This is a genomic window from Streptomyces rubrogriseus (assembly GCF_027947575.1).
Lineage (GTDB): Bacteria > Actinomycetota > Actinomycetes > Streptomycetales > Streptomycetaceae > Streptomyces > Streptomyces rubrogriseus.
In genome coordinates this window covers 6,416,160-6,440,167 of record NZ_CP116256.1, presented here as the reverse complement: position 1 = coordinate 6,440,167, position 24,008 = coordinate 6,416,160, and the positions used below count along the sequence as shown (strand labels likewise).

Sequence of the window (24,008 nt, the reverse complement as noted above, 5' to 3'; positions counted from 1 at the left end):
TTGTCCACAGGCCAAAGCGGAGTTTCCCGATCCGCGAGATCGTCCAGTCATGACGAACCACAGCGAAACGACTGGATCCTCCGAGAACGGCGACATCTCGCGAGCCGCGGAGCGGGGGCCGGAGCGGGCCGACGGCGCCACGCCCGAGAGCCCCGCAGACGAACACCAGGTCACCCTGCGCACCCCCGCCGAGCTCGCGGACGCCTTGCCTTATCTGCTCGGGTACCGCCCCGAGGACAGCATCGTCCTGGCGGCTCTGCGCGACAGGGACGGTCGGGGCCGGTTCGGCGGCCGCGCGCGCCTCGGCATCCCGGCGAGCCCGGACGACTGGGCGGGCGCGGCCGGACAACTGGTTCACGGCCTGGTGACCGGGAGCGAGCGCCGAGGGGTGCGACCCGAGCAGATGGTCGCCTACCTCTGCCAGGAACCTCGCCCGGGCGAGACCGGCCGGAAGGTGATGGAGCGACTGCGGCCGCTGGCCCAGAAGCTCCGTGTCGAGTGCGGTGCGCTCGACATTCCCGTCGTCGAAGCCCTGTGCATCTCGGACGGGCGCTTCTGGTCGTACTGCTGCGACGAAGAGGCCTGCTGCCCTGCCGACGGCCTCCCCGTGGGACTGCCGGGTACGTCGGTGCTGGCCGCGGCGGCCACCTACGCCGGTATCCAGGTGCGCGGCTCGCTCACCGAGCTGCGGGCCAGGATGCTTCCGAGGGAGCACACGACGGCGGCCGAGCAGGCGGCCGCCCTGGACGCGGCCGCCACGACGCTGGTCGCCAGGATCCTTGACGCCGGCGGCCGGGCGGAGGTGGCCGAGGAGACGCTGGAGACGGCGGAGCGGATCATGCGACGCCTCGCCGGGGCCCCGCCCGTGTCCGGTGCGTCGGCCGAGGACGTGCGGGACGATCAACTGCTCGGGCACGACGAGGCGGCGGCACTGATCCTGGGGCTCCAGGACCGTACGACGCGTGACCGTGCCGCCGCCTGGATGGAGGGCGCCGAGGCGGCACCCGCGATGCGCCTCTGGCGGGCCCTGGCCCGACGCTGCGTCGGGCCGTACGGCGAACACGCGGCCGCGCCCCTCACCCTCGCGGGCTGGGTCGCCTGGTCCACGGGTGACGAGCTGGAGGCGCGGGAGGCCTTGGCCATGGCCCTCGGGGCGGACCCCGACTACCTCTTCGCCCGGCTCCTGCACCAGGCGTGCAACGAGGGCCTCGACCCCGAGTCGATCCGCCGCTGCCTGCGCGAGAGCAGGGAAGACGGCCAAGGTACGGGAGACACCACCGCGGACGACGACGGACGCGGCGGTGCGGCCGTGGGAGGGGGAAGGGAAGGGGAAACGGAACCGGCCCGGCCGCTGTCCGCCGCGCCGCCCCGCCGTCGGCACCGCGGGCGCTCGCTCGCCTCGCCCTCCGGTGTACGACGCCGGACGAGGGCGGGGGGTCACCGGCCCGGGACCGAGACCACGCCTCCCCGCACCACGCCTCCCCGCATCACCCCCGGGGCCGGCCACCCCGGCGTCCCGCGCACGGGACGGACCCGCCCGCACGCTCCGGCGACGCCGGTCACCGGCCGGGAGGACGCTCGCCCGGAGGGCGCGGGCCCGGGAGAGAGCGGGAGCCACGAGGACAGGGAGCGCTCCTGAGGCGGACGGCCGAGGCCCGGACGTGCCCGGGGGCGCCGGGCAGGGAGGCGCAGGTCGGTAGGAAGTGGATCAGCGGCGAAGCGGATGGCGAAGGGAGTGTTTATCGTCAGGCAGACGACTATGATCGCCGCATGCCCTACGACCCGTCAGCTTTTCCGCCCTTCGCCGTCACTGTGGACCTGGTCGTGCTGACCGTGCGTCGCCACTCACTGTGCGCGCTGGCGGTGCGCAGGGGTGAGCCGCCGTTCCAGGGCCGCTGGGCCCTGCCCGGCGGGTTCGTACGGGACGGCGAGGACCTGGCGCAGGCGGCGGCGCGGGAGCTGGCCGAGGAGACCGGGCTGTGCGTCCACGACCCTGCCGCACCGACCCAGGACAACGGCGCCCACCTGGAGCAGCTCGCGACGTACGGTGACCCCGAGCGCGACCCCCGCATGCGGGTGGTCAGCGTCGCCCACCTCGCGCTCGCCCCCGACCTGCCCGCGCCGCGAGCCGGTGGCGACGCCAGCAACGCCCGCTGGGCGCCGGTCGAGGAACTGCTCGAACAGAGTGGCTACGGCCGTGCCGACGAGGCGGTGGCGCCGCTCGCCTTCGACCACGCCCAGATCCTGGCGGACGGCGTGGAGCGAGCCCGCTCCAAGATCGAGTACTCGTCGCTGGCCACCGCCTTCTGCCCGCCCGAGTTCACCGTGGGGGAGCTTCGCCGTGTCTACGAGGCGGTGTGGAGCGTGGCGCTCGACCCGCGCAACTTCCACCGCAAAGTGACGGGCACCCCCGGCTTCCTCGTGCCCACCGGCGGCACGACCACCCGCCAGGGCGGCCGTCCCGCCCAGCTCTTCCGCGCGGGCGGCGCCACCCTCCTCAACCCGCCGATGCTCCGTCCCGAGGTCTGACGCCGGGCCCGCACGATGCCCGAAAAATCGGATATCACACGCTATCTTGCTACGGGTGATCCAGGCCTTCGGACTGACCAGCAACCCCCGCAAGGAGCTTCCGCCCGCCGTCGACGACGTCTCGTTCGAGGCGCGCGCGGGCCGCGTCACCGCGCTGCTCGGAGCATCGGGCGCCGGCAAGACGACGGCACTCAGACTCATGCTCGGCCTTCAGCGGGGCCGTGGCCTCACCTACTTCAGAGGCCGCCCCCTGCACCGCATCGCCCACCCCTCACGCGAGGTCGGCGTGCTGCTGGGGGACGTTCCGGGCCACCCCGCCCGTACGGTGCGCGGCCATCTCCGCATGCTGTGCGCCGCCGCCGGTGTTCCCGCCCGCAGGGCCGACGAGGTCCTGGAGTCGGTCGGTCTCCTGGGCCTGCGCGACGAACGCCTCGGCTCCCTCTCCCGGGGCATGGACCGGCGCCTCGGACTGGCCTGCGCACTGGTCCCCGACCCGCACACCCTGGTCTTCGACGATCCCGCCGGCGCCCTCTCCACCCACGATGCCCGGGGACTGCACGGAGCGCTGCGCGCGCACGCCGCACAGGGCGGCACGGTGCTGTTCAGCACGGCGGATCCCAAGGAGGCCGCGCGCAGGGCCGACCACGTCGTCACACTCGAGCGGGGCAGAGTCGTCGCCGACCAGGAGGCGGCGGAGTTCTCCCGTACCCGGCTGCGCCCCCGCGTCGCCGTACGCAGCCCGCACGCCGCCCGGCTCGCGGCCCTGGTGACCAAGGAGGCACGCGCGGCCCGCCGTTCCGTCGAGGTGGTACGCGAGGGCGGCAACCGGCTGGCGGTGTACGGCAGTACGTGCGCCGACATCGGCGAGGCGGCCTTTCGGCACGGCATCCTCGTGCACCAACTCGCTGACGAGGTCGGTGACATGGGCCCCGGAGCCGGTGAGATTCCCGCAGCCCGGCAGCAGGAACGCCAGGAGCCGGACGGCGATCGAGAGCCGGGCACAGGCACGTTGAGCGCGGGAGGGCCGGGCCCGGAGACGCCCGGCGTGCTCCTCCCGTCTCCCGCCACGGAAGGCGAAACCGTCGAAGACGGGCGCGGTGCCGGGCACGGAGACGCGGACGGCCCCGCATCGGGAACCGTCCCGAACAGAACTCCCGGCCCCCGCCAGGCCCCAGCCTCCGGCCACCACCCCGAAGCCGCTCCCGGTCCCGCCGAACCCGCATCCGGGCATTCCGCGTCCGCTCCCAGTCCCGCCGAACCCGCATCCGGGCATTCCGCGTCCGCTCCCAGTCCCGCCGAACCCGCATCCGGGCATTCCGCGTCCGCTCCCGGGCCTTCCGTATCCGCTCCCGGTCCCTCCGCGCCTGCTGCCTGCCCCTCCGCGCTCGACGCCGCTCCGCTCCGCACCACGCGCCCGTTCCGCGTCCTCGACGCGGGCGGCGCGCGGGCCCGGGAAGCGACCGCCACGCTGCCGCCGCCGATCTCCGTCCGCTCCGCTCCCAGCCCGCTCCGTCCGCTGCGCTACGAACTCCGTCGCGCGGTGGGCGTCCGCACCGGGTTCGTCACCGGCGCGGTCGTCCTCCTCGTGTCCGCCGTCGTCGCCGTGGTCCTGGCCCGAGTCGGACACACCCCGCAGCCGCGACTCCTGGCCGCCTGGCCGCGGGAACTCCCGCTTCCGCCCGCCGCGCTCGGCGCCGGGCTGCTCGGCGCCCTCGCCTTCGGCGACGAGTTCCGCCACCCCGCCCTGGCGGCGGACCGCGGCACCGTGCCCCGACGCCTGGGGCTGCTGACCGCCAAACTCCTCGTCTCCGCGGCCACCGCACTGCTGCTGGCCGCGCTGACGGTGGGCTGCGACGCCGAGGTGCTCCGCCTCTTCTACGGGCCGGAGCTCGCCCAGGCCCCCGCCGACTGGCCCGCGCTGAGTGCGGGTTGGCTCGGGCTCGTCGTCGGGTGCGCCTGGTCCGGAGTGCTCGCCGCGGGCGTCTTCCGTTCCACCACCGCCGGGCTGGCCGTGGTGGTCGCCGTCCCGGTCGTCGTCGTACCGCTCGTACAGAAGGTCTGGGAGGGACCGTCCGTGCGGACGGCCGCCGGACTGCCGATGCGGGTGCGCGAGGTCCTTCTGACCCAGTGGCCGTTCGGAGGCGAGCGGTACGTGGCGGAGGTACTGCGCCTGATCGCCCAACCGGTGGGCGGCGCAATGACGTTGTCGCTGACCGCGTTGCTCTGCGCCTATCTGCTCATGACCCTGCGCAGCAGGGTTTGAGGACCCTCTCCCACCCTTCCGTTCCGACCGTGTGCGCAACTCCCCGGGGAAAGCCCATTTCTTTCCGATAAGGCGTCAATTGCGACGGGGTGAGCGATCACCCTTTCGTGTGCTTTTCACCAAAGACCTCAAGGGAGTTGAGGTCGGCGCCGACAAAGGATGCGTGAGTACCCTTGCGCACACCATGATGACCGCCGCCCGTTCCGCCGACTCCGGCCTCGCGAACCCGGGCGAACTCGACCGCTACCCGTACGCGGAGACGCCCGCCGTCGACCGCGTCGGGGCGCCCTCCTGGGAAGGGGTGGAGCCCGAGCTGGGGCGCGTGGGCCGGCGCACCGCGGGCAACCGTGGCCGCGGACTGCACGGGCAACTCGTCCAGCAGCTGGGCCAGATGATCGTTTCCGGCGACCTGGGTGCCGACCGCCCGCTGGTGCCCGAGGAGATCGGACAGCGTTTCGAGGTCTCCCGCACCGTGGTGCGCGAGTCCCTGCGCGTGCTGGAGGCCAAGGGGCTGGTCAGCGCTCGCCCCAATGTCGGCACCCGCGTGCGCCCCGTCAGTGACTGGAACCTCCTGGATCCGGACATCATCGAATGGCGTGCCTTCGGTCCGCAGCGCGACGACCAGCGCCGCGAGCTGAGCGAGCTGCGCTGGACGATCGAGCCGCTCGCCGCGCGCCTGGCCGCCGGGCACGGGCGTGAGGACGTCCAGCAGAGGCTGTCCGACATGGTCGGGATCATGGGCCACGCCATGGGGCAGGGCGACGCGCTCACCTTCTCGCGCGCCGATGCGGAGTTCCACAGCCTGCTCATCCAGATCGCGGGCAACCGGATGCTGGACCACCTCTCCGGCATCGTCTCCGCCGCCCTCCACGTCTCCGGCGGTCCGGTCACGGGCTGTGACCGGCCGAACGACGTGTCGCTCGCACAGCACGGCAGGATCGTCGACGCCCTCGCCACCGGTGACGGCGCGGCGGCCGAGGCGGCCATGCGTCAACTTCTGACCGTCCACCCAGAGGTGGAACGCGTGGTGCCCGCCCCTCGCGAGCACTGACCGCCTTCCACCGGAACGGCGCGGTCCGGGCACGCCAAACCCCTCCTGTGGCTGTGGCCGGCCACCGCCGTCACCTTCGGACCCCGCGGAGCCGCTCGCGGTTCCACGGGGTCCGAAGGTGTGATGAGCGGGCTGCGCCTTCCTCGTGCGGTCGGAAGGTACGAGTTGATGACCTTGTTTATCCGCATCTGACCAATTTTGATCGCTTACGGGGTGTGACTCGGGCCACGCGGATTGGGCGTAACGCTCTTGGGAACAACACGATGACCTAAGAGGTGACAGCCGCGGAGGGAATACGGACGCCGTTCACGGCGCTGTGCATCTCCCCGGCCCGCCCGCACCGTCGGCCCATTCCCAAGCCGGTGGTCGGCCCCTGTCCGCCGTGGACGGGGCCGGAAGCCGTTTTTCAACGTTCCGAGAGGTTGTTCGTGTCGGCCAGCACATCCCGTACGCTCCCGCCGGAGATCGCCGAGTCCGTCTCTGTCATGGCGCTCATTGAGCGGGGAAAGGCTGAGGGGCAGATCGCCGGCGATGACGTGCGTCGGGCCTTCGAAGCTGACCAGATTCCGGCCACTCAGTGGAAGAACGTACTGCGCAGCCTCAACCAGATCCTCGAGGAAGAGGGTGTGACGCTGATGGTCAGTGCCGCAGAGCCCAAGCGCACCCGAAAGAGCGTCGCAGCGAAGAGTCCCGCCAAGCGCACCGCCACGAAGGCGGTCGCGGCGAAGCCGGTGACCAGCAGGAAGACGGCCGCTCCCGCCGCCCCCGCGGCGCCCGCGACCGAGCCCGCCGCCGTCGAGGAAGAGGCGCCCGCCAAGAAGGCGGCGGCCAAGAAGACGACCGCCAAGAAGGCGACGGCGAAGAAGACCACCGCCAAGAAGACGGCGGCCAAGAAGACCACCGCCAAGAAGGAGGACGGCGAGCTTCTCGAGGACGAGGCGACCGAGGAGCCGAAGGCCGCGACGGAGGAGCCCGAGGGCACCGAGAACGCGGGCTTCGTGCTGTCCGACGAGGACGAGGACGACGCCCCGGCCCAGCAGGTCGCCGCGGCCGGTGCCACCGCCGACCCGGTCAAGGACTACCTCAAGCAGATCGGCAAGGTCCCCCTGCTCAACGCCGAGCAGGAGGTCGAGCTCGCCAAGCGCATCGAGGCCGGTCTGTTCGCCGAGGACAAGCTGGCGAACGCCGACAAGCTGGCGCCCAAGCTCAAGCGCGAGCTGGAGATCATCGCCGAGGACGGCCGCCGCGCCAAGAACCACCTGCTGGAGGCCAACCTCCGCCTGGTGGTCTCGCTGGCCAAGCGCTACACCGGCCGCGGCATGCTCTTCCTGGACCTCATCCAGGAGGGCAACCTCGGTCTGATCCGCGCGGTGGAGAAGTTCGACTACACCAAGGGCTACAAGTTCTCCACGTACGCCACCTGGTGGATCCGCCAGGCGATCACCCGCGCGATGGCCGACCAGGCCCGCACCATCCGTATCCCGGTGCACATGGTCGAGGTCATCAACAAGCTCGCGCGCGTGCAGCGCCAGATGCTCCAGGACCTGGGCCGCGAGCCCACCCCGGAGGAGCTGGCCAAGGAGCTCGACATGACCCCGGAGAAGGTCATCGAGGTCCAGAAGTACGGTCGCGAGCCCATCTCGCTGCACACGCCGCTGGGCGAGGACGGCGACAGCGAGTTCGGTGACCTCATCGAGGACTCCGAGGCGGTCGTCCCGGCCGACGCGGTCAGCTTCACACTCCTGCAGGAGCAGCTGCACTCCGTTCTCGACACCCTGTCCGAGCGCGAGGCAGGCGTCGTCTCCATGCGCTTCGGACTCACCGACGGTCAGCCGAAGACCCTCGACGAGATCGGCAAGGTGTACGGCGTCACGCGTGAGCGCATCCGCCAGATCGAGTCGAAGACCATGTCGAAGCTGCGGCACCCCTCGCGCTCGCAGGTGCTCCGCGACTACCTCGACTAGGTCGTAGCCGACAGTACGGACCGGCAGCACGACCGGACGGTACGAGCGGTCGGTTCGAGCGACTGAGGCCCGGTCCCGCCAGGTGCGGGGCCGGGCCTTCGTGCTGGGCAGCGGGTGCGCGGCACGGCGTACTGGATCACTCTGGGTGTCCCATGACCACCTAGGAGTGAGGAGCCCGCATGCGTCGTCTCTTTGCCCGGACACTGGCCCGGCCGCTGGTGCTGGCGGCCGCGGCGACCGCGATACCGCTGGGGTCCGCCGCCCCCGCGGCCGCCGACAGCATCGTCGTCGGCGGCTTTCCGGTCGAGGTGTCCGACAGTCCGTGGACCGTCGCCCTGTCCAGTCGTGACCGGTTCGGGGGTACGCGGGCGGGACAGTTCTGCGGCGGAGTGGCCGTCGGCCGGACCACCGTGCTCACGGCGGCCCACTGTCTGGGGGAGGAGGTTCTCGGGTCGCCGCCGGAACAGGTGGACGACCTGAGGGTCATCGCGGGCCGCACCGACCTGCTGTCGGACCGGGGCCAGGAGATCCCCGTCCGCTCCGTGTGGGTGAATCCGGAGCACGACGACGGCACCAACGCCGGCGACTTCGCGGTGCTCACGCTCTCCGAAGCCCTACCCGCCGACTCGGTCATAGGGATGGCTGCGGAAGGCGACCCGGCGTACACACCGGACACCGCGGCCCTTGTCTACGGCTGGGGGGACACCTCGGGCGCCGGAGACTACGCGAACGGCCTGCACGCGTCCCGGGTGCGCGTACTCCCCGACGCGTCCTGCGAGCGGGCGTATCCGGGCGATGACGACGGCCACTACCTCCCGGGCACCATGCTCTGTGCCGGCGAGGAGGCCGGGGGCCGTGACGCCTGTCAGGGGGACAGCGGAGGACCGCTGGTCGGTCGGGGCAGACTCATCGGTCTCGTGTCCTGGGGGAGCGGCTGCGGGCGCCCGGGCAGTCCCGGGGTGTACACGCGGGTCTCCTCGATACTGCGGACGCTGGGCTGGGACGGCACGGCCGCGCGGCAGCGCGGGGGCGTCTGACGGCCGCTGAGAGCCTTTCGGGTACGAGCACGGGCGGCCGCCTCCGGGTTCCGGAGGCGGCCGCCCGTTCACCGGCCTGTGCCGATTCGGCTCGTCGTCGGGCGCGTTGAGTCAGCGCTCTTCCTCGGCGGAAGATGCCGGAACGGTCGTCAGCCGCTCCGTCTCGTCCTGTATCTCAGCGGCGATCTTCTTGAGTTCCGGCTCGAACTTGCGACCGTGGTGGGCGCAGAAGAGCAGTTCTCCGCCGCTCAGCAGGACGACGCGCAGGTATGCCTGGGCGCCGCAGCGGTCGCAACGATCGGCGGCCGTCAGCGGGCTTGCGGAAGTCAGAACAGTAGTCACGTCGCCTCTTCTCTAGCTCGACGAGCTGTCGTACCAGGGTCAACATCCAACCAGCCCCAAAACGTTCCCGCTCGTGGCTTTTCCTCGAAAAAACTTTCCGAGGGGCCGGCTGTTGCCGATTGGCGGCGAATGTGCCGTATTGCGTGTCTTTGTGTCGTACGGGTTCGCGCAGTCGGTCAGTGTCGGTCCCGCCGGCTGGGTTGCCGGTTTGTTCATGAGGACGTGCCCGGAGCCTAAATGGTTCATGCGTCGAAGGGAACGTGATGTGTACTTCACCCCATCGAGGGATCGAACAGGTATGCGATCCTGGACTAGGGTGAGCGCGTGACGAGGGTGGCGTTACAACGGCTCTACCACGCCTCGGTACCCTCTGACCGGTGAACAGAGCCGCGCCCTTACCCAGCGGGGCCCCATCTGAAATTCAGCGAGGAGCGAACCGCGTGACCGCCGAGACATCCGTGCCGTCCACTGCGCTGCTGGCAGGAGCAGACCGGGACGGATCCAACTACACCGCGCGGCACCTGCTCGTCCTCGAGGGGCTCGAGGCCGTGCGCAAGCGTCCGGGCATGTACATCGGATCGACCGACAGCCGTGGCCTGATGCACTGCCTGTGGGAGATCATCGACAACTCCGTCGACGAGGCCCTGGGTGGTTACTGCGACCACATCGAAGTGATCCTCCACGACGACGCCTCGGTCGAGGTCCGGGACAACGGCCGGGGCATCCCGGTCGACGTCGAGCCCAAGACCGGCCTGTCCGGCGTCGAGGTCGTCATGACCAAGCTGCACGCCGGCGGCAAGTTCGGCGGCGGCGCCTACGCCGCCTCCGGCGGCCTGCACGGCGTCGGCGCCTCCGTGGTGAACGCCCTGTCCGCCCGCCTGGACATCGAGGTCGACCTCGGCGGGCACACCCACGCCATCAGTTTCCGGCGCGGGGTCCCGGGGACGTTCGCGAAGGCCGGGCCGGACGCGAAGTTCGAGGCCGGGAGCGGGCTGCGCAAGGTGAAGAAGGTCCCCAAGAGCCGCAGGGGCACGCGCGTGCGGTACTGGGCGGACCGCCAGATCTTCCTCAAGGACGCGAAGCTCTCCCTGGACAACCTGCACCAGCGGGCCCGCCAGACCGCGTTCCTGGTGCCCGGACTGACCATCGTCGTCCGCGACGAGTTCGGTCTCGGCGACGGCGGCAGCAAGGGCGAGGAGTCGTTCCGCTTCGACGGGGGCATCAGCGAGTTCTGCGAGTTCCTGGCCGCCGACCGGCCTGTCTGCGACGTCCTGCGCTTCAGTGGACAGGGCAGCTTCAAGGAGACGGTCCCGGTCCTGGACGAGGACGGTCAGATGACGCCCAGCGAGGTCACCCGTGACCTCGGTGTCGACGTCGCACTGCGCTGGGGCACCGGTTACGACACCACGGTCAGGTCGTTCGTCAACATCATCGCCACGCCCAAGGGCGGCACCCACGTCGCGGGCTTCGAGCAGGCCGTGGCCAAGACGATGAACGAGGTGCTGCGCACCAAGAAGATGCTGCGCGTCGCCGAGGACGACATCGTCAAGGACGACGCCCTGGAAGGGCTGACGGCGGTCGTCACCGTCCGCCTCGCCGAGCCGCAGTTCGAGGGCCAGACCAAGGAGGTCCTCGGCACCTCGGCGGCCCGCCGGATCGTGAACAGCGTGATCAGCAGGGAACTGAAGGCGTTCCTCACCTCGACCAAGCGTGACGCGGCCCAGCAGGCCCGGGTGGTCATGGAGAAGGCCGTCGCCGCGGCCCGTACCCGTATCGCGGCGCGCCAGCACAAGGACGCCCAGCGCCGCAAGACGGCCCTGGAGTCGTCGTCGCTGCCCGCGAAGCTCGCCGACTGCCGCAGCGACGACGTCGACCGCAGCGAGCTGTTCATCGTCGAGGGCGACTCCGCGCTGGGCACCGCCAAGCTCGCCCGCAACTCCGAGTTCCAGGCGCTGCTGCCGATCCGGGGCAAGATCCTCAACGTCCAGAAGTCCTCCGTGACGGACATGCTGAAGAACGCCGAGTGCGGGGCGATCATCCAGGTCATAGGAGCCGGGTCGGGCCGTACCTTCGACATCGACGCGGCCCGCTACGGCAAGATCATCATGATGACCGACGCCGACGTGGACGGCTCCCACATCCGCACCCTGCTGCTGACCCTCTTCCACCGCTACATGCGGCCCATGGTCGAGGCCGGCCGGGTGTTCGCCGCAGTGCCGCCGCTGCACCGCATCGAGCTGGTGCAGCCGAAGAAGGGCCAGGACAAGTACGTCTACACGTACTCGGACCGCGAGCTGCGCGACAAGCTCATGGAGTTCCAGAGCAAGAACATCCGGTACAAGGACTCCATCCAGCGCTACAAGGGCCTCGGCGAGATGGACGCCGACCAGCTGGCGGAGACGACCATGGACCCGCGCCGCCGGACCCTGCGCCGGATCAACCTGACCGACCTGGACTCCGCCGAGCAGGTCTTCGACCTGCTGATGGGCAACGACGTCGCACCCCGCAAGGAGTTCATCTCCAGCTCGGCGGCGACGCTGGACCGGTCGCGCATCGACGCCTGAGGCAGCTCAGCCGTCGGACCGGGCCCGGGAGCGTGAACCGGGCCCGGTCCGACGTGTGCGGTCCGTCGTGTGCCATCCGTCGTGTGCGGTCCGTCGTTCTCTCCACCCCTGGGTGGAGTGCCCTGCCGGACAGAACTCCACCCATGATCCACCCGGGCTCCGATCCCGTGACCTCGCACTTTCCGTAACGTCGAAGGCGTCGGCGGGACTCCGCCGACATCACCCTTCTTCCGCTCACGGAGGCACGATGTCCGGGCTCTTCGACGCGTTGGTCGTCACGGCGGTGGCCGGCCTGGTGATCACCCGGCAGTTCCGCGCCAGCCGGATCGACACCGGCCGACGTCAGTGGGTGCTGCCCGTGGTGCTGGGCATCGTCGCGCTGCGCCAACCGGGCATGATCGACGCCCACCACCAGACGGCCGCCCTGCTGCTGTTCGCCGCCGAGGTGATCGTCGGTCTGCTCACCGGGGCCGGGTGGGCCTGGACCACCCGGATATGGGCGGAGGCCGACGGCGCGGTATGGAGCAGGGGCACCAGGGCGAGCGTCGCCGTGTGGGCCGTCGGAATCGCGCTGCGCGCCGGCCTCTACGGGATCGGTGCGGTCCTGGGAGTGCGACAGGACGGTTCCGCCCTGCTGTTCGGCCTGGCGGTGACCCTGCTGGTCCGGTCCGGCGTCCTGGCCTGGCGCCTTCAGGGCTCACGCCCCGTCGGAGCACCCGGTCCCGCGTACCGTGACGCCGTGCCCCGGCCCGCCTGGAAGGAGCCCGCGTGACGGAGAGCATCTGGACGAGGTGGCCTTCCAGGGAGGCGCTCCTGCCCGAGAGAGTCTCCAGGCCCCGCCGCCTTCTCACCGGGGCGGTGCGCCTGGTGGTGTTCGGGATGCTGCTGTGGGGTGCGTTCACCAGCAGCCGTCTGCACGGATGGGGATCGGCCGCGGCGGCCGTCGGCCTCGTGGCCGCCGTGTGCGCGGCATGGGCCTTCTTCCGGACCACGCTCGCGCACCGGTTGTGGCCGTCCCTGGCACTCGTCGTCGTCCTGCTCGCGATCGCGGTGGCGGCCCGGTCCGTCGGCTTCGGTGTCCCCGCACTGGTCATCTGGTGCGGCTGCGCCGTCGTGGCCCTGGAGCGGTTGCCCATCGCCGCCGCCCTGCCCGTGGCCTCGGTCGCGCTGGCCTGCTACGCCGCGGTCGGCGACGACGCATGGCTGACCACGGTGGCGACGGCGGGCGGACTGGTGCTCGCCGGATACGTCCTGCGACTCGACGCCGAGGCACGGGGGAGCGCGCAGCGGCTGCTGACCCAGGAGCGGGCCGCCCGGGCGGCCGAGGCGGAGACCGCGGCACTCGCGGAGCGGGCCCGTATCGCCCGGGAGATCCACGACGTGCTGGCGCACAGCCTCTCGGCGCAGATGGTGCACCTGGAGGCGGCCCGACTGCTCATCGAGCGGGACGCGGACCGGCAGCAGATCCTGGACCGGGTGGTGGCGGCGCGGGGGATGGCCCGCGACGGACTCGCCGAGACCCGGCAGGCGCTGTCCGCGCTGCGCGGCGACCTGACGCCGCTGGAGGACTTCCTGGCCCAGCTCGTCAAGACCGCGGGGGGCACGGCAGAGGTCACCATTACGGGCGAACGCAGACCACTGCCGGCCGAGGCGTCACAGGCCGTGCGCAGGGTGGCCCAGGAGGCGCTGACGAACGCCCGCAGGCACGCCCCCGGCGCCGGCGTGCGGGTGCGGCTGGACTACGCCGCCCACGAAGTGGTGCTGGACGTGCGGGATTCGGGAGGCCCGCACGGCGAAGACACCGGCACCGGAGGTGGGTACGGTCTGCTGGGCATGCGGGAGCGTGCCGAGCTGCTGGGCGGTTCGCTGCGGGCAGGGCCGGGCGAGGAGGGGTTCGTGGTGACGTTGAAGGTGCCCGTATGAGTGAGGAGTCCGGCAAGAGGCCCGCGCGGGTGGTGGTCGTGGACGACCAGACCGTGGTGCGCGAGGGGATCGTGATGCTGCTCGGACTCCTGCCCGGCGTGGACGTGGTGGGCGCCGCCGGTGACGGCGAGGAGGCGGTCCGGCTCGTCGCCGAACTCGCTCCGGACGTGGTGCTGATGGACCTGCGCATGCCCAGGTGCGACGGGGTGGAGGCCACCCGTCGGATCCGGTCCGAGCACCCCGGGACGCAGGTCGTCGTACTCACGACGTACGCGGACGACGAGTCGCTGTTCCCGGCGTTGCACGCGGGGGCGCGTGGCTATCTCACCAAGGACGCGGGCGGGGACGAGATCGTCCGGGCGGTGCACAGCGTGCTGTCCGGAGACGCGGGACTGTCGCCGAGCATCCAACGACGCCTGCTGGAGTGGCTGTCCGAGTCCGAGCCGCGGCCGACCGGACCGCCCGAGCCCCCGGACGGGCTCACCACCCGGGAGACCGAGGTGCTGGTCCTCATCGCCGAGGGGCTCAGCAACCACCAGATCGCGAGCAGACTGCGGGTCTCCACGGCCACGGTGAAGACCCACATCAACAACCTGTTCGCCAAGACGGGCCTCAAGGACCGCGCACAGGCGGTGCGTTACGCCTATGGGAAGGGGCTGGTGCGGCCACCAGGGAGATGAATCACCTGATGGGGTGAAGCGCGCGGGGAAGAAGAGTCGGGGATCTTCCCGTTCTGTCCATCCTTGGGCATGCAGTCAAGCAACGATCCGCCCCGCGGCGCCGGGGGCGGTCCGGAATGCGCGGCCGACCACCGCGCCGTGCCGGGCAGGGCCTACGTCGAGACGGGCCAGGGGGCGGGGTACGACGGCCCGCGGTACGACGACCCGTGGTACGACGCCCTCGCCTCCGGCTGGGGCGAGTCGGCCGGTCCCGCGTCCCCCGAGCCGACGGTGCCACCGATGCGCCGGAAAGCCCCGGCGGAGCCGCCCCGGGCCGCGGCCGACGTGTACCTGGAGGTCCAGCGCAGCGAGGCCTTCCAGGAGGTCCGCAGCCGGTACCGGAGGTTCGTGGTGCCGGCGGTCGCCGGCTTCTTCCTCTGGTACGTCGCCTACGTGGTGGCCGCCACGTCGGCGCCCGCCCTGATGGCCCGGCCGGTGGCCGGTGCGGTGAACGTGGCGATGGTCGCGGGGCTCGGGCAGTTCCTCACTACGTTCCTGCTCACCTGGGCCTACGCCCGCCACGCCCGGCTGCGCAGGGACCGGGCCGCGCTCGAACTGCGCTGGGACACCCAGGAGCTGACGCGCGGAGTGCGAGGCGGTGCGTCATGACGGACGACCACCAGACGCTGGCCCTGCTGCTGTTCAGCACGTTCGTCGCCGTCACCCTCGGGATCACCACCTGGGTGGGCCGCCACCGGCAGGGATCCGCCGAGGAGTTCTACGCCGGAGGACGCCTCTTCTCGCCGATGGAGAATGGTTTTGCCATCTCCGGCGACTACATGTCGGCCGCATCCTTCCTCGGTATCTCGGGGCTCATCGCGCTCAACGGCTACGACGGCATGCTCTACTCGGTGGGCTTCCTGGTGGCCTGGCTCGTGGTCCTGTTCCTCGTCGCCGAACTGGTCCGCAACTGCGGCCGGTTCACCCTCGCCGACGTCGTGGCCGCCCGGATGAGGGAGCGGCCGGTGCGCATCGCAGCGGGGACCTCCTCGGTCACCGTCTCCGTCCTGTACCTGGTGGCGCAGATGGTGGGCGCGGGCAGCCTGGTCGCGCTGCTGCTGGGCGGGACGAGCGAGGCGGCGCGGACGTGGACCGTCATCGGCGTCGGTGCCCTCATGGTGATCTACGTGTCGCTGGGCGGGATGCGCGCCACCACCTGGATCCAGATCGTGAAGGCGGTCCTGCTGCTCGGCGGCACCGTGGCGCTGACCACGCTCGTCCTGGTGCGCTTCCACGGCGACGTCGACCGGCTGCTGCGCACGGCGGCCGAGCGCAGTGGCCACGGTGAGGCGTTCCTCGCGCCCGGCCTCGCCTACGGCGGGGACTGGGTCGCCCGCTTCGACTTCATCAGCCTGGGACTCGCCCTGGTCCTGGGTACGGCCGGGCTGCCGCACATCCTGTCCCGCTTCTACACCGTGCCCACCGCGCGGGCGGCGAGGCGGTCCGTGGTCTGGTCGATCGGTCTCATCGGCGGCTTCTACCTGATGACGATCGTGCTGGGATTCGGTGCCGCCGCCCTGGTCGGGCCGGACGCCGTGCGTGCGTCCAACGCCGCCGGGAACACGGCGGTGCCGCTCCTCGCCCTCGATCTGGGCGGCGGCGCGCAGTCCACCGGCGGGACGGTCCTGTTCGCCGTCGTGGCCGCCGTCGCGTTCGCCACCATCCTCGCGGTGGTGGCCGGCATCACCCTGGCGTCCTCGGCGTCCGTGGCCCACGACCTGTACGCGTCCCTGCGGCGCCGCCGCTCAAAGCCGCGCAGCGAGGTCGCCGTGGCGCGGGTCGCCGCCGTCGGCATCGGCGCCGTGGCGATCGGGCTCGGTCTGCTCGCCCGCGACCTGAACGTCGCTTTCCTGGTGGGCCTCGCCTTCGCCGTGGCCGCCTCCGCCAACCTGCCGGTGCTGCTCTACTCGCTGTTCTGGCGCGGCTTCACCACGCGCGGCGCGGTCTGGGCGGTCTACGGCGGTCTGGTGCCGTCCGTGGTGCTCGTGCTGCTGTCCCCGGTGGTCTCCGGCAGCCCGCAGTCGCTCTTCCCGGACCTGGACTTCCAGTACTTCCCGTTGCAGAACCCGGGCCTCGTCTCGATCCCGCTCGGCTTCGTCGCCGGCTGGCTGGGCACGGTGACCTCCCCGGAGGTCCCGGACGAGGCCAGGCACGCCGAGACCGAGGTGCGGTCGCTGACCGGGGCGGGGGCCGTGTAGGGACGGCGAGGGGGCTCCCGCAGGCCGGGGGTCGTCTCAGGTGCGGGTCGCCCACGCGTAACGGTGCTCGGGGCGGCCCGCCTCGCCGTACTTGAGGGTCAGGACGGCCCGTCCGGTGCGTTCCAGCAGCTTCAGATAGCGCTGCGCGGTCTGGCGGCTCACGCCGGTCCGTTCGGCGATCTCCTGGGCGGAGAGCGGTCCGTCGGCCGTCAGCAGGCACTGGCGCACCGACTCGGCGGTGGCGGGGGAGTGGCCCTTGGGGAGCCCGGGTTCGGAGGGTGCCGACAGGGCGCCGAAGATCCGGTCGACCTGGGCCTGTTCGGCCTCGCCGCCCCCGTCGAGGGTGCGGCGCAGTTCGGCGTACGCCTGCAGTTTGGCGCGCAGACCGGCGAAGGCGAACGGTTTCACCAGGTACTGGAGTGCCCCCTGGCGCATCGCCGCCTGCACGGTCGACACGTCCCGGGCGGCCGTCACCATGATCACGTCGGTCTGGCGTCCCCGTCGCCGCATCTCCTGGACGACCTCCAGACCGGTCCGGTCGGGCAGGTAGTGGTCCAGCAGGATCAGGTCCAGGCGGGGCAGCCGCTCCACCGCGTCCAGTGCCTCCAGCGCGCTGTGCGCCTCACCGGCGACGTGGAAGCCCGGCACCTTCTCGACGTACGCGGCGTTGACGCGCGCGACGCGCGTGTCGTCGTCCACGACCAGGACCTCGATCATCGGGACTCCTCCTCGGCAGCGGTGGTCACGGGGGCGGTGAAGGCGGGTTCCGGGGCCGCCTCGGTCAGCGCCTCCGGGAGGACGACGACGAACTCCGCGCCCCCGCCGTACGCCTCCCCGACGGTCGCGGTGCCGCCCTGCCGCTCGGCCAGGCGGCGCACCAGTGGCAGTCCGATGCCGCGCTCGCGGTGGGCGGGCGGCTCCTTGGTGGACCAGCCCGCGGCGAACACCAGCTCACGATGGTCCGCCGCGATCCCGGGCCCCGTGTCGCGCACCGTGAGCGTGGCGGCGCGCCCCTCGGCCCGCAGTTCGACCTCCACGCGCGCGTGCGCTGTCCCCGCGGCGGCGTCGAGCGCGTTGTCGACCAGGTTGCCGACGATCGTGACGAGCCCCCGCGGATCGACCAGCCGGTCCGGCAGCCGCGTCCGGTCCGAGACCCACAGGGCGACTCCCCGTTCGGCCGCGACGGTGGCCTTGCCGACCAGCAGGGCGGCGAGCAGGGGGTCGTGGATCCGCTCGGTGATCTGCTCCGCGGTGACCCGGTGGTCGCCGACCACCTCGCCGACGAACTCCACGGCGTCGTCGTACATCTCCAGTTCGAGCAGGCCCAGCAGGGTGTGCATGCGGTTGGCGTGTTCGTGGTCCTGGGCGCGCAGCGCGTCGATCAGGCCGCGCGTGGAGTCCAGCTCCCGGCCGAGCTGCTCCAGCTCGGTACGGTCGCGCAGTGTGGCCACGGCCCCGCCGTCGTCGGTGGGCATCCGGTTGGCGACCAGGACCCGCTGGCCGCGCACGGTCAGCAGGTCGGTGCCGGTCACCCGGCCGGCCAGCACGTCGGCCGTGCGTCCCGCGCCGAGCGCCTCGTCGGGGGAGCGGCCGACGGCCTCGCCGCCGATGCCGAGCAGGCGCTGCGCCTCGTCGTTGAGCAGGCGCACCCGGCCGCCCCGGTCGAGGGCGACGACGCCCTCCCGGATGCCGTGCAGCATGGCCTCCCGCTCCGCCAGCAGCCCCGCGATGTCGGAGAAGGCCAGGTCCCGGGTCTGCCGCTGCACCCGGCGCGAGATGATCCAGGAGGCCAGGGCGCCGACGGCCAGCGCGCCACCGGCGTACGCGAACAGACCGGGAATGGCATGGATCAGCCGCGCCCGGACGCTGTCGTAGGCGATGCCCACCGAGACCGCCCCGACGATCTCGCCGTCGCCGTCGCGCAGGGGCACCTTCCCGCGGGCGGAGCGGCCCAGGGTGCCGTCGTCGATCTCCATGACCTCGCGTCCGGCCAGAGCCTGCCCAGGGTCGGTCGAGACGACCTCGCCGATGCGCTCCGGGTCCGTGTGCGACCAGCGCACGCCCTGCCGGTCCATCACGACCACGTACTCCGCCCTGGTGGCCTCCCGGACCCGCTCCGCCTCCCGCTGCACCGGGCCGTTCGCCGTCGGCCGGGTGGTACGCAGGTCCCGCACGACCTGCGGCTGCTGCGCGGTGGTCTGCGCGATCGCCAGCGCCCGGCGCATCGCCTGGTCGTCCAGCTGGTCGCCGAGCGGCGCCAGGAACAGCCCGGTCGCGAGTACCGCGACGCCCGCGGCGATCGCCAGCTGCATCAGCAGCACCTGTGAGAACACCCGCCGCGGCAGGCCCAGGCGCAGTCGGCGGACGGGGGGAGTGGAGCTCATGGCCATGACGGTACGTGGGGCCGGTGGGATGCCGTAGCGGGGTGTGGCACGTATCTCCCCCGGGGCGTGCGTCGCCCGTGGGGTCAGCTCGCCAGTGCCGCCGTCACCGGCAGGGCGTGCACCGCCGTGACCTCCATCCGCGCCGGCGAGCCCAGTACCGACGCCGCGCAGCTCTCCGGTCGCGGCGGCACGGACGCCCCTTGTACGACGGTGACCCGCCAGTGCCGGCCGTCGCGGTGCGCCAGGGTCACCTCCCAGCGCGGTGCGGCGCCGTCCGTCCGTACGACGGTCAGTGCCTGGGCCTTGTCCTCGCCGAGGGCCGATCGCAGGGCCAGCTCGGCCGCCTGGCCGGGGCGGTCCCACGCGGAGTTCCCGCGGCAGCCCTCGACGACGATCCGGTCCTCCCGCGCGCCGTGCAGGATCTCCTTGACGGTGTGCGCCTGGACCCGGCCGTAGACGTATCCGTGGGGCAGCACGAGCACGGTCGGAGAGAAGCGGTGCCCGCCCAGGTGGGTGACCTCCCAGACGCCGTGGGCTCCGGAGGCGGCGAGTTCGGCCGCCAGGGGCCTGCCCAGGAGGGCGCAGCACCGGTCGCGCTTGCCGTTGGTGCAGACGAGGGCGAGCGGATCGCCCGTGTGGGGGCGGCCGTCCAGCACCGAGTCGAAGGCGCGGTGGTCGCCCCGGCCGAGCGCCGCGAAATCGAGGCCGAGCAGCCGGCGGGGGTCCTTGAGGGTGGTGCCGTGCAGCCACACGTTTCCCGGCACGGTGTGGGCCGCGTACACCCTGCGTGCGGCGGTCGTGCCCCGGTCCGCGTGGCGCCCGGGACGCCGCACGAGCGCGATGCGTACACCCGTCCCCTTTGCCGCCGCGTCGAGGGCGCGCCCCAGCGCGGGGTCCAGGTGGCTCGAAGTGAGCGCCTTGGCGCCCCACGGGCCGGGCTGTTCGAGCAGCAACCAGGTCCTCGCGACGGGTGCGGTGCCCGAAACGGGCTCGTCGAGGTCCCGGGAGGCGGTTGAGCACGTACTCACAGAGGTGAGCCTAACCTGACTTGGCCCGCGGCGGCCTCCAGCCGCGCCTGCGCGCTACTCCGGCAGCGGCCGCGGGGGCCTCGGCCCCGAGTACAGCCCACTCGGCCGCATCCGCAGCGGGCGCTCCCCGTACTCCTCCAGGGCGTGCGCGATCCAGCCCGCCGTACGGGCCACCGCGAAGATCGTCTCGGCCGCGGTGGAGGCCATGCCGGAGGACACGGTGAGCGCGGCGAGCGCCAGGTCGACATTGGCGTGCAGCGGGGTGTGGCGGGCGGCGGTGGCCTGGACGTCCCGGGCCGCCGCGAGCGCGGGCGCCGCCCGGGGCACGTCCTCCAGGAGCGCGAACAGGGCACGCGCGCGCGGGTCCTCACCGGGGTAGAGCCGGTGGCCGAGCCCCGGGATGCGCCGGCCGGCCCGCAACTCCTCCGCGACCACCGGGGCCGCGCTGCCCAGGTCGAGAACCTCCAGCAGCATCCGGTGCGCCAGTCCCCCGGCGGCGCCGTGCAGCGGTCCCTCGATCACGCCGAGCCCGGCGGAGACGGCGGCGTAGGCGTGCGCCCGCGCCGACGCGGCGACGCGCACGGCGAGCGTGGAGGCCGCCAGATCGTGGTCGACGAGGAGTCCGAGCGCCGTGTCCAGCGCCTGCAGCGTCGGCTCGTCGGGCTCCTGCCCGCTGAGCCGGGTCCACAGGCGGCGGGCGATCGGGTCCCGGTCGTGTCCGTCGCGCAGTACGGGGGGAAGCGCGGCGACGAGGGTGGGGATGAGGACGCGCGCCGTGCCCAGCACCGCGTCCTCCGACAGGTCGAAGCGGAGCGGGTCCGTGACCGCCGCGGCGATCGCCGCGACACGGAGCCGGTCCGCGGGACCGGCGTGTTCGGGCAGGGCGTCGACGGCCCGGCGGGCGACGGCGACGGAGGACTCGGGGGCCGAGAACGCGGTGCCGGGGCGCAGCTCCCCGGTCCAGAGCCACTCGGCCACCTCCTCGTAGGTGTGGCGCGCGGCGAGTTCGACCGCGTCGACGCCCCGGTAGGAGAACCGGTCGTTCTCGATGAGCGTGAGGCGGGTGCGCACGGTCAGCTCCTGACCGGCGGCCGAGGCCGGGTTGGTGCCGCCGTCGCGCCGGTTGCGCCGGGCGAGGGCCCGCACCTCGTCGGCGTCGAAGGTGCTGCCCCGGGAGCCGGGCGCGCGTCGGCTGCCGAGCTGGCCGCGGCTGACGTACGCGTACACGGTCTCGGGCTTCACCCCGAGCAGTTCGGCCGCCTCCCTGGTGGTCAGGCGCCGCTCGCTGTCTGCGGGGTGGTCGGGCTCGTGATCGCGCATGAGGTCACCGTATCGATCGGAGGCGGTCCGTGTTGAGTCGCCGCAATATTATGCATTGATTGAATCAATATTGACAGAGCTGTAGTCAAGTATGGACAGTTGAGTCAAGTTCAAGGAGGTAATCATGTCCGTCAACAGAACCGCAGCCGCGGCGACGCCCGTCGAGGTGCCGCGCGGGCTCGCCGGTGTCGTGGTGGCCGAAACCGAGGTCGGCGATGTACGGGGACTCGAGGGGTTCTACCACTACCGCCAGTACTCGGCCGTCGAACTCGCCCGGAGTCGCGGCTTCGAGGACGTCTGGCACCTCCTGGTCCACGGGGAACTCCCCGACGCGCGAACCGGGGCCGCCTTCGCCGCCGAGACCGCGGCGCTGCGGCGGCTCCCCGACGCGGTGCGCGCCGCCCTGCCCGCCATCGCCGAGGCCGGCGGACGCTCCGGTCCGCTCGCCGGCATGCGCACCGGCCTGTCCCTGCTGGGCGCGGCCCTGGGCTTCCGGCCGGTGTACGACCTGTCGGTCGACCAGCGTCGGCAGGACACCCTGGTGGCCGCCGCGGCCGTACCGACGCTGCTGACCGCGCTGCACCGGTTGGGGCGGGGGCTCGAGCCGGTGGAGCCGCGCGAGGACCTCTCGTTCGCCGCGAACTACCTGTACATGTTGACCGGCCAGGAGCCGGACGAGGCGCGCACCCGGGCGATCGAGCAGTACCTGATCTCCACCATCGACCACGGGTTCAACGCGTCGACCTTCACCGCGCGGGTCATCGCGTCGACGGGTGCGGACGTCGCGGCCTGCCTGGCCGGAGCGGTGTCGGCGTTGTCCGGCCCGCTGCACGGCGGCGCGCCCAGCCGGGCGCTGGACACCCTGGACGCGATCGGCACGCCCGATCGCATCGACGCGTGGATCCGCGAGCGGGTACTCGCCGGTGACCGCATCATGGGCTTCGGCCACGCCGTCTACCGCACGGAGGACCCGCGCTCACGGATGCTGCGTGAGGTGGCGCGGGGCTTCGGCGGGCCGCGCGTGGAGTTCGCCGTCGAGGTGGAGCGGCAGGTCGAGGCGATCCTCGCGGAGCTGAAGCCGGGACGCGAACTGCACACCAACGTCGAGTTCTACGCGGGCGTGGTCATGGAACTGTGCGGCCTGCCCCGCGAGATGTTCACTCCCACGTTCGCGGCGGCACGGGTGGTGGGCTGGAGCGCCAACATTCTGGAGCAGGCGTCCGACTCCAAGATCATCCGTCCGGCGGCGCGGTATGTGGGGCCGGGGGCGCCGGTCGGAGTCCCGGCGGCGGCCTGAGAAACACGAGCGGCCTGGTGCCGTTCGGGCGCCAGGCCTGGTCGGGGGAGCGTCGAGCAAGGACGGGGTGCCGGGTTGCTCGCCGGTGGTGGGGGTCCGTGCGTCGTCGGCGGTGGGGTACGGCCGACGGCGCGGGTGAAGTCAGGCGTCGGGGATGTCCGCCTTGGCCCGGATGAGGGTCTCCCGGCTGATGACCACGATGCGTTCGTAGTCGGCCCTGGCGGCGTCGGCGGGCAGCTCACGCTCCAGCGCCTCGGTGGCCTCGGTGCCGATGACGGCGAAGTTGCCGTCACTCAGTTCGAACAGGTCGGGGCAGGTGGATCCCGTGGTACTGCCACGAGCGCTGGGAGGCACACCGATGCGGCGCACGATCTTCAAGGTACCGGTCCTTATGGGCAAGGTTGCTGGCAGATTGATGAGTCCCCACGCTACTGGGTGCCGAGTGGCCCGTGTGACCGACGGGGCCTCGGAAGTCCCCTGTTGCTCCTTGAGGTTGACGGTATGGCCCCCGTTCGGAGCAGGCGACCCTCAGTCGTGGGGAGGCGTCCCGACCACCCACCATTCGTCCGTGTCGGCGTCCTCGAAGTCCTTGGCCAGAGCGTCGACCACCAGCCCCAGCCGGGCTTCGTCGGAGTTCTGGTCCAAGGCGGCGCGCATGTTCCTCGTCGCCTCCCAGTACTCGCGGAAGACCGGGCTCTGGAAGAACTCCCTGAGGCGCCCCTGCAGCCCTTCCTGGTCCAGGAGCCCCGCACGGTGCACGTGGTAGAGGTTGACGTACCAGGCATTCGCATAGAAGAACTGGCGCCGCCGCTCGGCCGGGATGCTCTTGTCGTAGGTGTCGATGACTTCGGCGAGCGACGGATCGTCGATGGCCCTGGTGAGCAACTCCCAGTGCATGCGCTGCTGATGTGCCAACGACTGGCGCCGGATGGCCAGCTCCTCCAGTTCCAGCAGCCGTTCGTGCATATGCGCTGCCTCGCGCCGCTGCCGGCGCGCGGCGAGCGATATCCCGGCCGTGGCCAGCAACATCCCGGCCGCGGCGGAGCCGAACCTCCCCGTGACCTTCTTCCGTGTGACCATGTCAACCCCCGAATCAGGCGACCGCCCGCCGGTCGTCGAGTGCGGGTCGGCTGACGGGGACCGGCGAGCGATGTTTGGTGCTGCCACCTCCAGGGTGCCGAGCGGCGCTGATCGACGGGGAGGCGGAGAGGAGGCGCACGGAGGGAAGCGAGGGTCGCACGGTCCGGCGCCTTGGAAAACGTCTGCCCACCAAGTGCTGCTAACAATCGTTCACTCCGCGGGTACTCCGCCGGCTCGTATCCTGAGCAGGCAATTCCGTACGTGGGTGTACGCCCTGGCGCGGGCCGGCGTACGCATGGGTGAGAGAGA

The 24,008-nt window shown here is 72.0% G+C and carries 20 protein-coding genes; 13 read left to right on the top strand and 7 right to left on the bottom strand.

The features are described 5' to 3' along the window. Positions 1 to 49 precede the first annotated feature (49 nt). The 6 genes from Sru02f_RS28930 (at position 50) to Sru02f_RS28905 (ending at position 8,844) form a co-directional block, all read left to right on the top strand. The gene (locus tag Sru02f_RS28930) at positions 50 to 1,639 is read left to right on the top strand and encodes a DUF4192 domain-containing protein (RefSeq protein WP_109029920.1); all 1,590 of its coding nucleotides are present in this window, start codon (positions 50 to 52) and stop codon (positions 1,637 to 1,639) included. A 131-nt stretch (positions 1,640 to 1,770) separates the two neighbouring features. Next, positions 1,771 to 2,529 carry an NUDIX hydrolase gene (locus Sru02f_RS28925; RefSeq protein WP_109029919.1) on the top strand — a complete coding sequence of 253 codons (759 nt, stop codon included), beginning with the start codon at positions 1,771 to 1,773 and terminating at the stop codon, positions 2,527 to 2,529. A 55-nt stretch (positions 2,530 to 2,584) separates the two neighbouring features. Further along, on the top strand, positions 2,585 to 4,792 hold the full coding sequence (locus tag Sru02f_RS28920) for an ABC transporter ATP-binding protein (RefSeq protein ID WP_109029918.1): 2,208 nt from the start codon (positions 2,585 to 2,587) through the stop codon (positions 4,790 to 4,792). Between the two features lie 163 nt (positions 4,793 to 4,955). Next, entirely contained in the window at positions 4,956 to 5,843 is an 888-nt protein-coding gene (gene whiH, locus Sru02f_RS28915; protein ID WP_109029917.1) for a sporulation transcriptional regulator WhiH, read from the top strand. Positions 5,844 to 6,271: 428 nt separating this feature from the next. Next, positions 6,272 to 7,807 carry an RNA polymerase sigma factor gene (locus Sru02f_RS28910; RefSeq protein ID WP_109030014.1) on the top strand — a complete coding sequence of 512 codons (1,536 nt, stop codon included), beginning with the start codon at positions 6,272 to 6,274 and terminating at the stop codon, positions 7,805 to 7,807. Positions 7,808 to 7,986: 179 nt separating this feature from the next. Next, on the top strand, positions 7,987 to 8,844 hold the full coding sequence (locus Sru02f_RS28905; RefSeq protein WP_109029916.1) for a S1 family peptidase: 858 nt from the start codon (positions 7,987 to 7,989) through the stop codon (positions 8,842 to 8,844). Between the two features lie 111 nt (positions 8,845 to 8,955). Here Sru02f_RS28905 and Sru02f_RS28900 read toward each other — a convergent pair whose 3' ends face one another. Next, a complete protein-coding gene (locus tag Sru02f_RS28900) occupies positions 8,956 to 9,186 on the bottom strand; it encodes a DUF7455 domain-containing protein (protein WP_030184453.1) in 231 nt (76 codons plus the stop codon). Between the two features lie 440 nt (positions 9,187 to 9,626). On the opposite strand from Sru02f_RS28900, the gene Sru02f_RS28895 reads away from it, so the two are divergent. The 6 genes from Sru02f_RS28895 (at position 9,627) to Sru02f_RS28870 (ending at position 16,590) form a co-directional block, all read left to right on the top strand. Further along, a complete protein-coding gene (locus tag Sru02f_RS28895; protein WP_109029915.1) occupies positions 9,627 to 11,750 on the top strand; it encodes a DNA gyrase/topoisomerase IV subunit B in 2,124 nt (707 codons plus the stop codon). 247 nt (positions 11,751 to 11,997) lie between these two features. Next, on the top strand, positions 11,998 to 12,522 hold the full coding sequence (locus Sru02f_RS28890) for a DUF1453 family protein (protein ID WP_109029914.1): 525 nt from the start codon (positions 11,998 to 12,000) through the stop codon (positions 12,520 to 12,522). Next, positions 12,519 to 13,673, top strand: coding sequence for a sensor histidine kinase (locus Sru02f_RS28885; protein WP_109029913.1), 1,155 nt, complete (start codon positions 12,519 to 12,521; stop codon positions 13,671 to 13,673). Before Sru02f_RS28890 ends, Sru02f_RS28885 begins: the two co-directional genes overlap by 4 nt. Beyond that, positions 13,670 to 14,353, top strand: coding sequence for a response regulator (locus tag Sru02f_RS28880; RefSeq protein WP_109029912.1), 684 nt, complete (start codon positions 13,670 to 13,672; stop codon positions 14,351 to 14,353). The genes Sru02f_RS28885 and Sru02f_RS28880 overlap by 4 nt, the downstream gene beginning before the upstream one ends. 69 nt (positions 14,354 to 14,422) lie before the next feature. After that, on the top strand, positions 14,423 to 15,001 hold the full coding sequence (locus tag Sru02f_RS28875; protein ID WP_109030013.1) for a DUF485 domain-containing protein: 579 nt from the start codon (positions 14,423 to 14,425) through the stop codon (positions 14,999 to 15,001). Beyond that, a complete protein-coding gene (locus tag Sru02f_RS28870) occupies positions 14,998 to 16,590 on the top strand; it encodes a solute symporter family protein (protein WP_109029911.1) in 1,593 nt (530 codons plus the stop codon). The genes Sru02f_RS28875 and Sru02f_RS28870 overlap by 4 nt, the downstream gene beginning before the upstream one ends. Before the next feature lie 36 nt (positions 16,591 to 16,626). On the opposite strand, the gene Sru02f_RS28865 is transcribed toward Sru02f_RS28870, so the two are convergent. From Sru02f_RS28865 to Sru02f_RS28850, 4 genes are all read right to left on the bottom strand, one after another. Further along, a complete protein-coding gene (locus Sru02f_RS28865) occupies positions 16,627 to 17,307 on the bottom strand; it encodes a response regulator (RefSeq protein WP_109029910.1) in 681 nt (226 codons plus the stop codon). Beyond that, complete coding sequence (locus tag Sru02f_RS28860; protein WP_164276208.1) at positions 17,304 to 18,974, bottom strand: ATP-binding protein; 1,671 nt, start codon at positions 18,972 to 18,974, stop codon at positions 17,304 to 17,306. Before Sru02f_RS28860 ends, Sru02f_RS28865 begins: the two co-directional genes overlap by 4 nt. An 83-nt stretch (positions 18,975 to 19,057) precedes the next feature. After that, on the bottom strand, positions 19,058 to 20,002 hold the full coding sequence (locus Sru02f_RS28855) for a sucrase ferredoxin (protein ID WP_109030011.1): 945 nt from the start codon (positions 20,000 to 20,002) through the stop codon (positions 19,058 to 19,060). 54 nt (positions 20,003 to 20,056) lie between these two features. Then, complete coding sequence (locus Sru02f_RS28850; protein WP_109029909.1) at positions 20,057 to 21,322, bottom strand: citrate synthase; 1,266 nt, start codon at positions 21,320 to 21,322, stop codon at positions 20,057 to 20,059. A gap of 124 nt (positions 21,323 to 21,446) precedes the next feature. Between Sru02f_RS28850 and Sru02f_RS28845 the strand changes: the two genes are divergently transcribed. Then, positions 21,447 to 22,619 carry a citrate synthase/methylcitrate synthase gene (locus tag Sru02f_RS28845; protein WP_109029908.1) on the top strand — a complete coding sequence of 391 codons (1,173 nt, stop codon included), beginning with the start codon at positions 21,447 to 21,449 and terminating at the stop codon, positions 22,617 to 22,619. 141 nt (positions 22,620 to 22,760) lie between these two features. Here the strand turns inward: Sru02f_RS28845 and Sru02f_RS28840 are convergent, their stop codons facing one another. Together Sru02f_RS28840 and Sru02f_RS28835 are read right to left on the bottom strand one after the other, a co-directional pair. Further along, the gene (locus Sru02f_RS28840) at positions 22,761 to 22,997 is read right to left on the bottom strand and encodes a hypothetical protein (RefSeq protein ID WP_003973188.1); all 237 of its coding nucleotides are present in this window, start codon (positions 22,995 to 22,997) and stop codon (positions 22,761 to 22,763) included. A 150-nt stretch (positions 22,998 to 23,147) separates the two neighbouring features. Then, positions 23,148 to 23,699, bottom strand: a complete 552-nt coding sequence (locus Sru02f_RS28835; RefSeq protein WP_167469333.1) for a DUF6082 family protein — start codon at positions 23,697 to 23,699, stop codon at positions 23,148 to 23,150. Between the last annotated feature and the right edge of the window lie 309 nt (positions 23,700 to 24,008).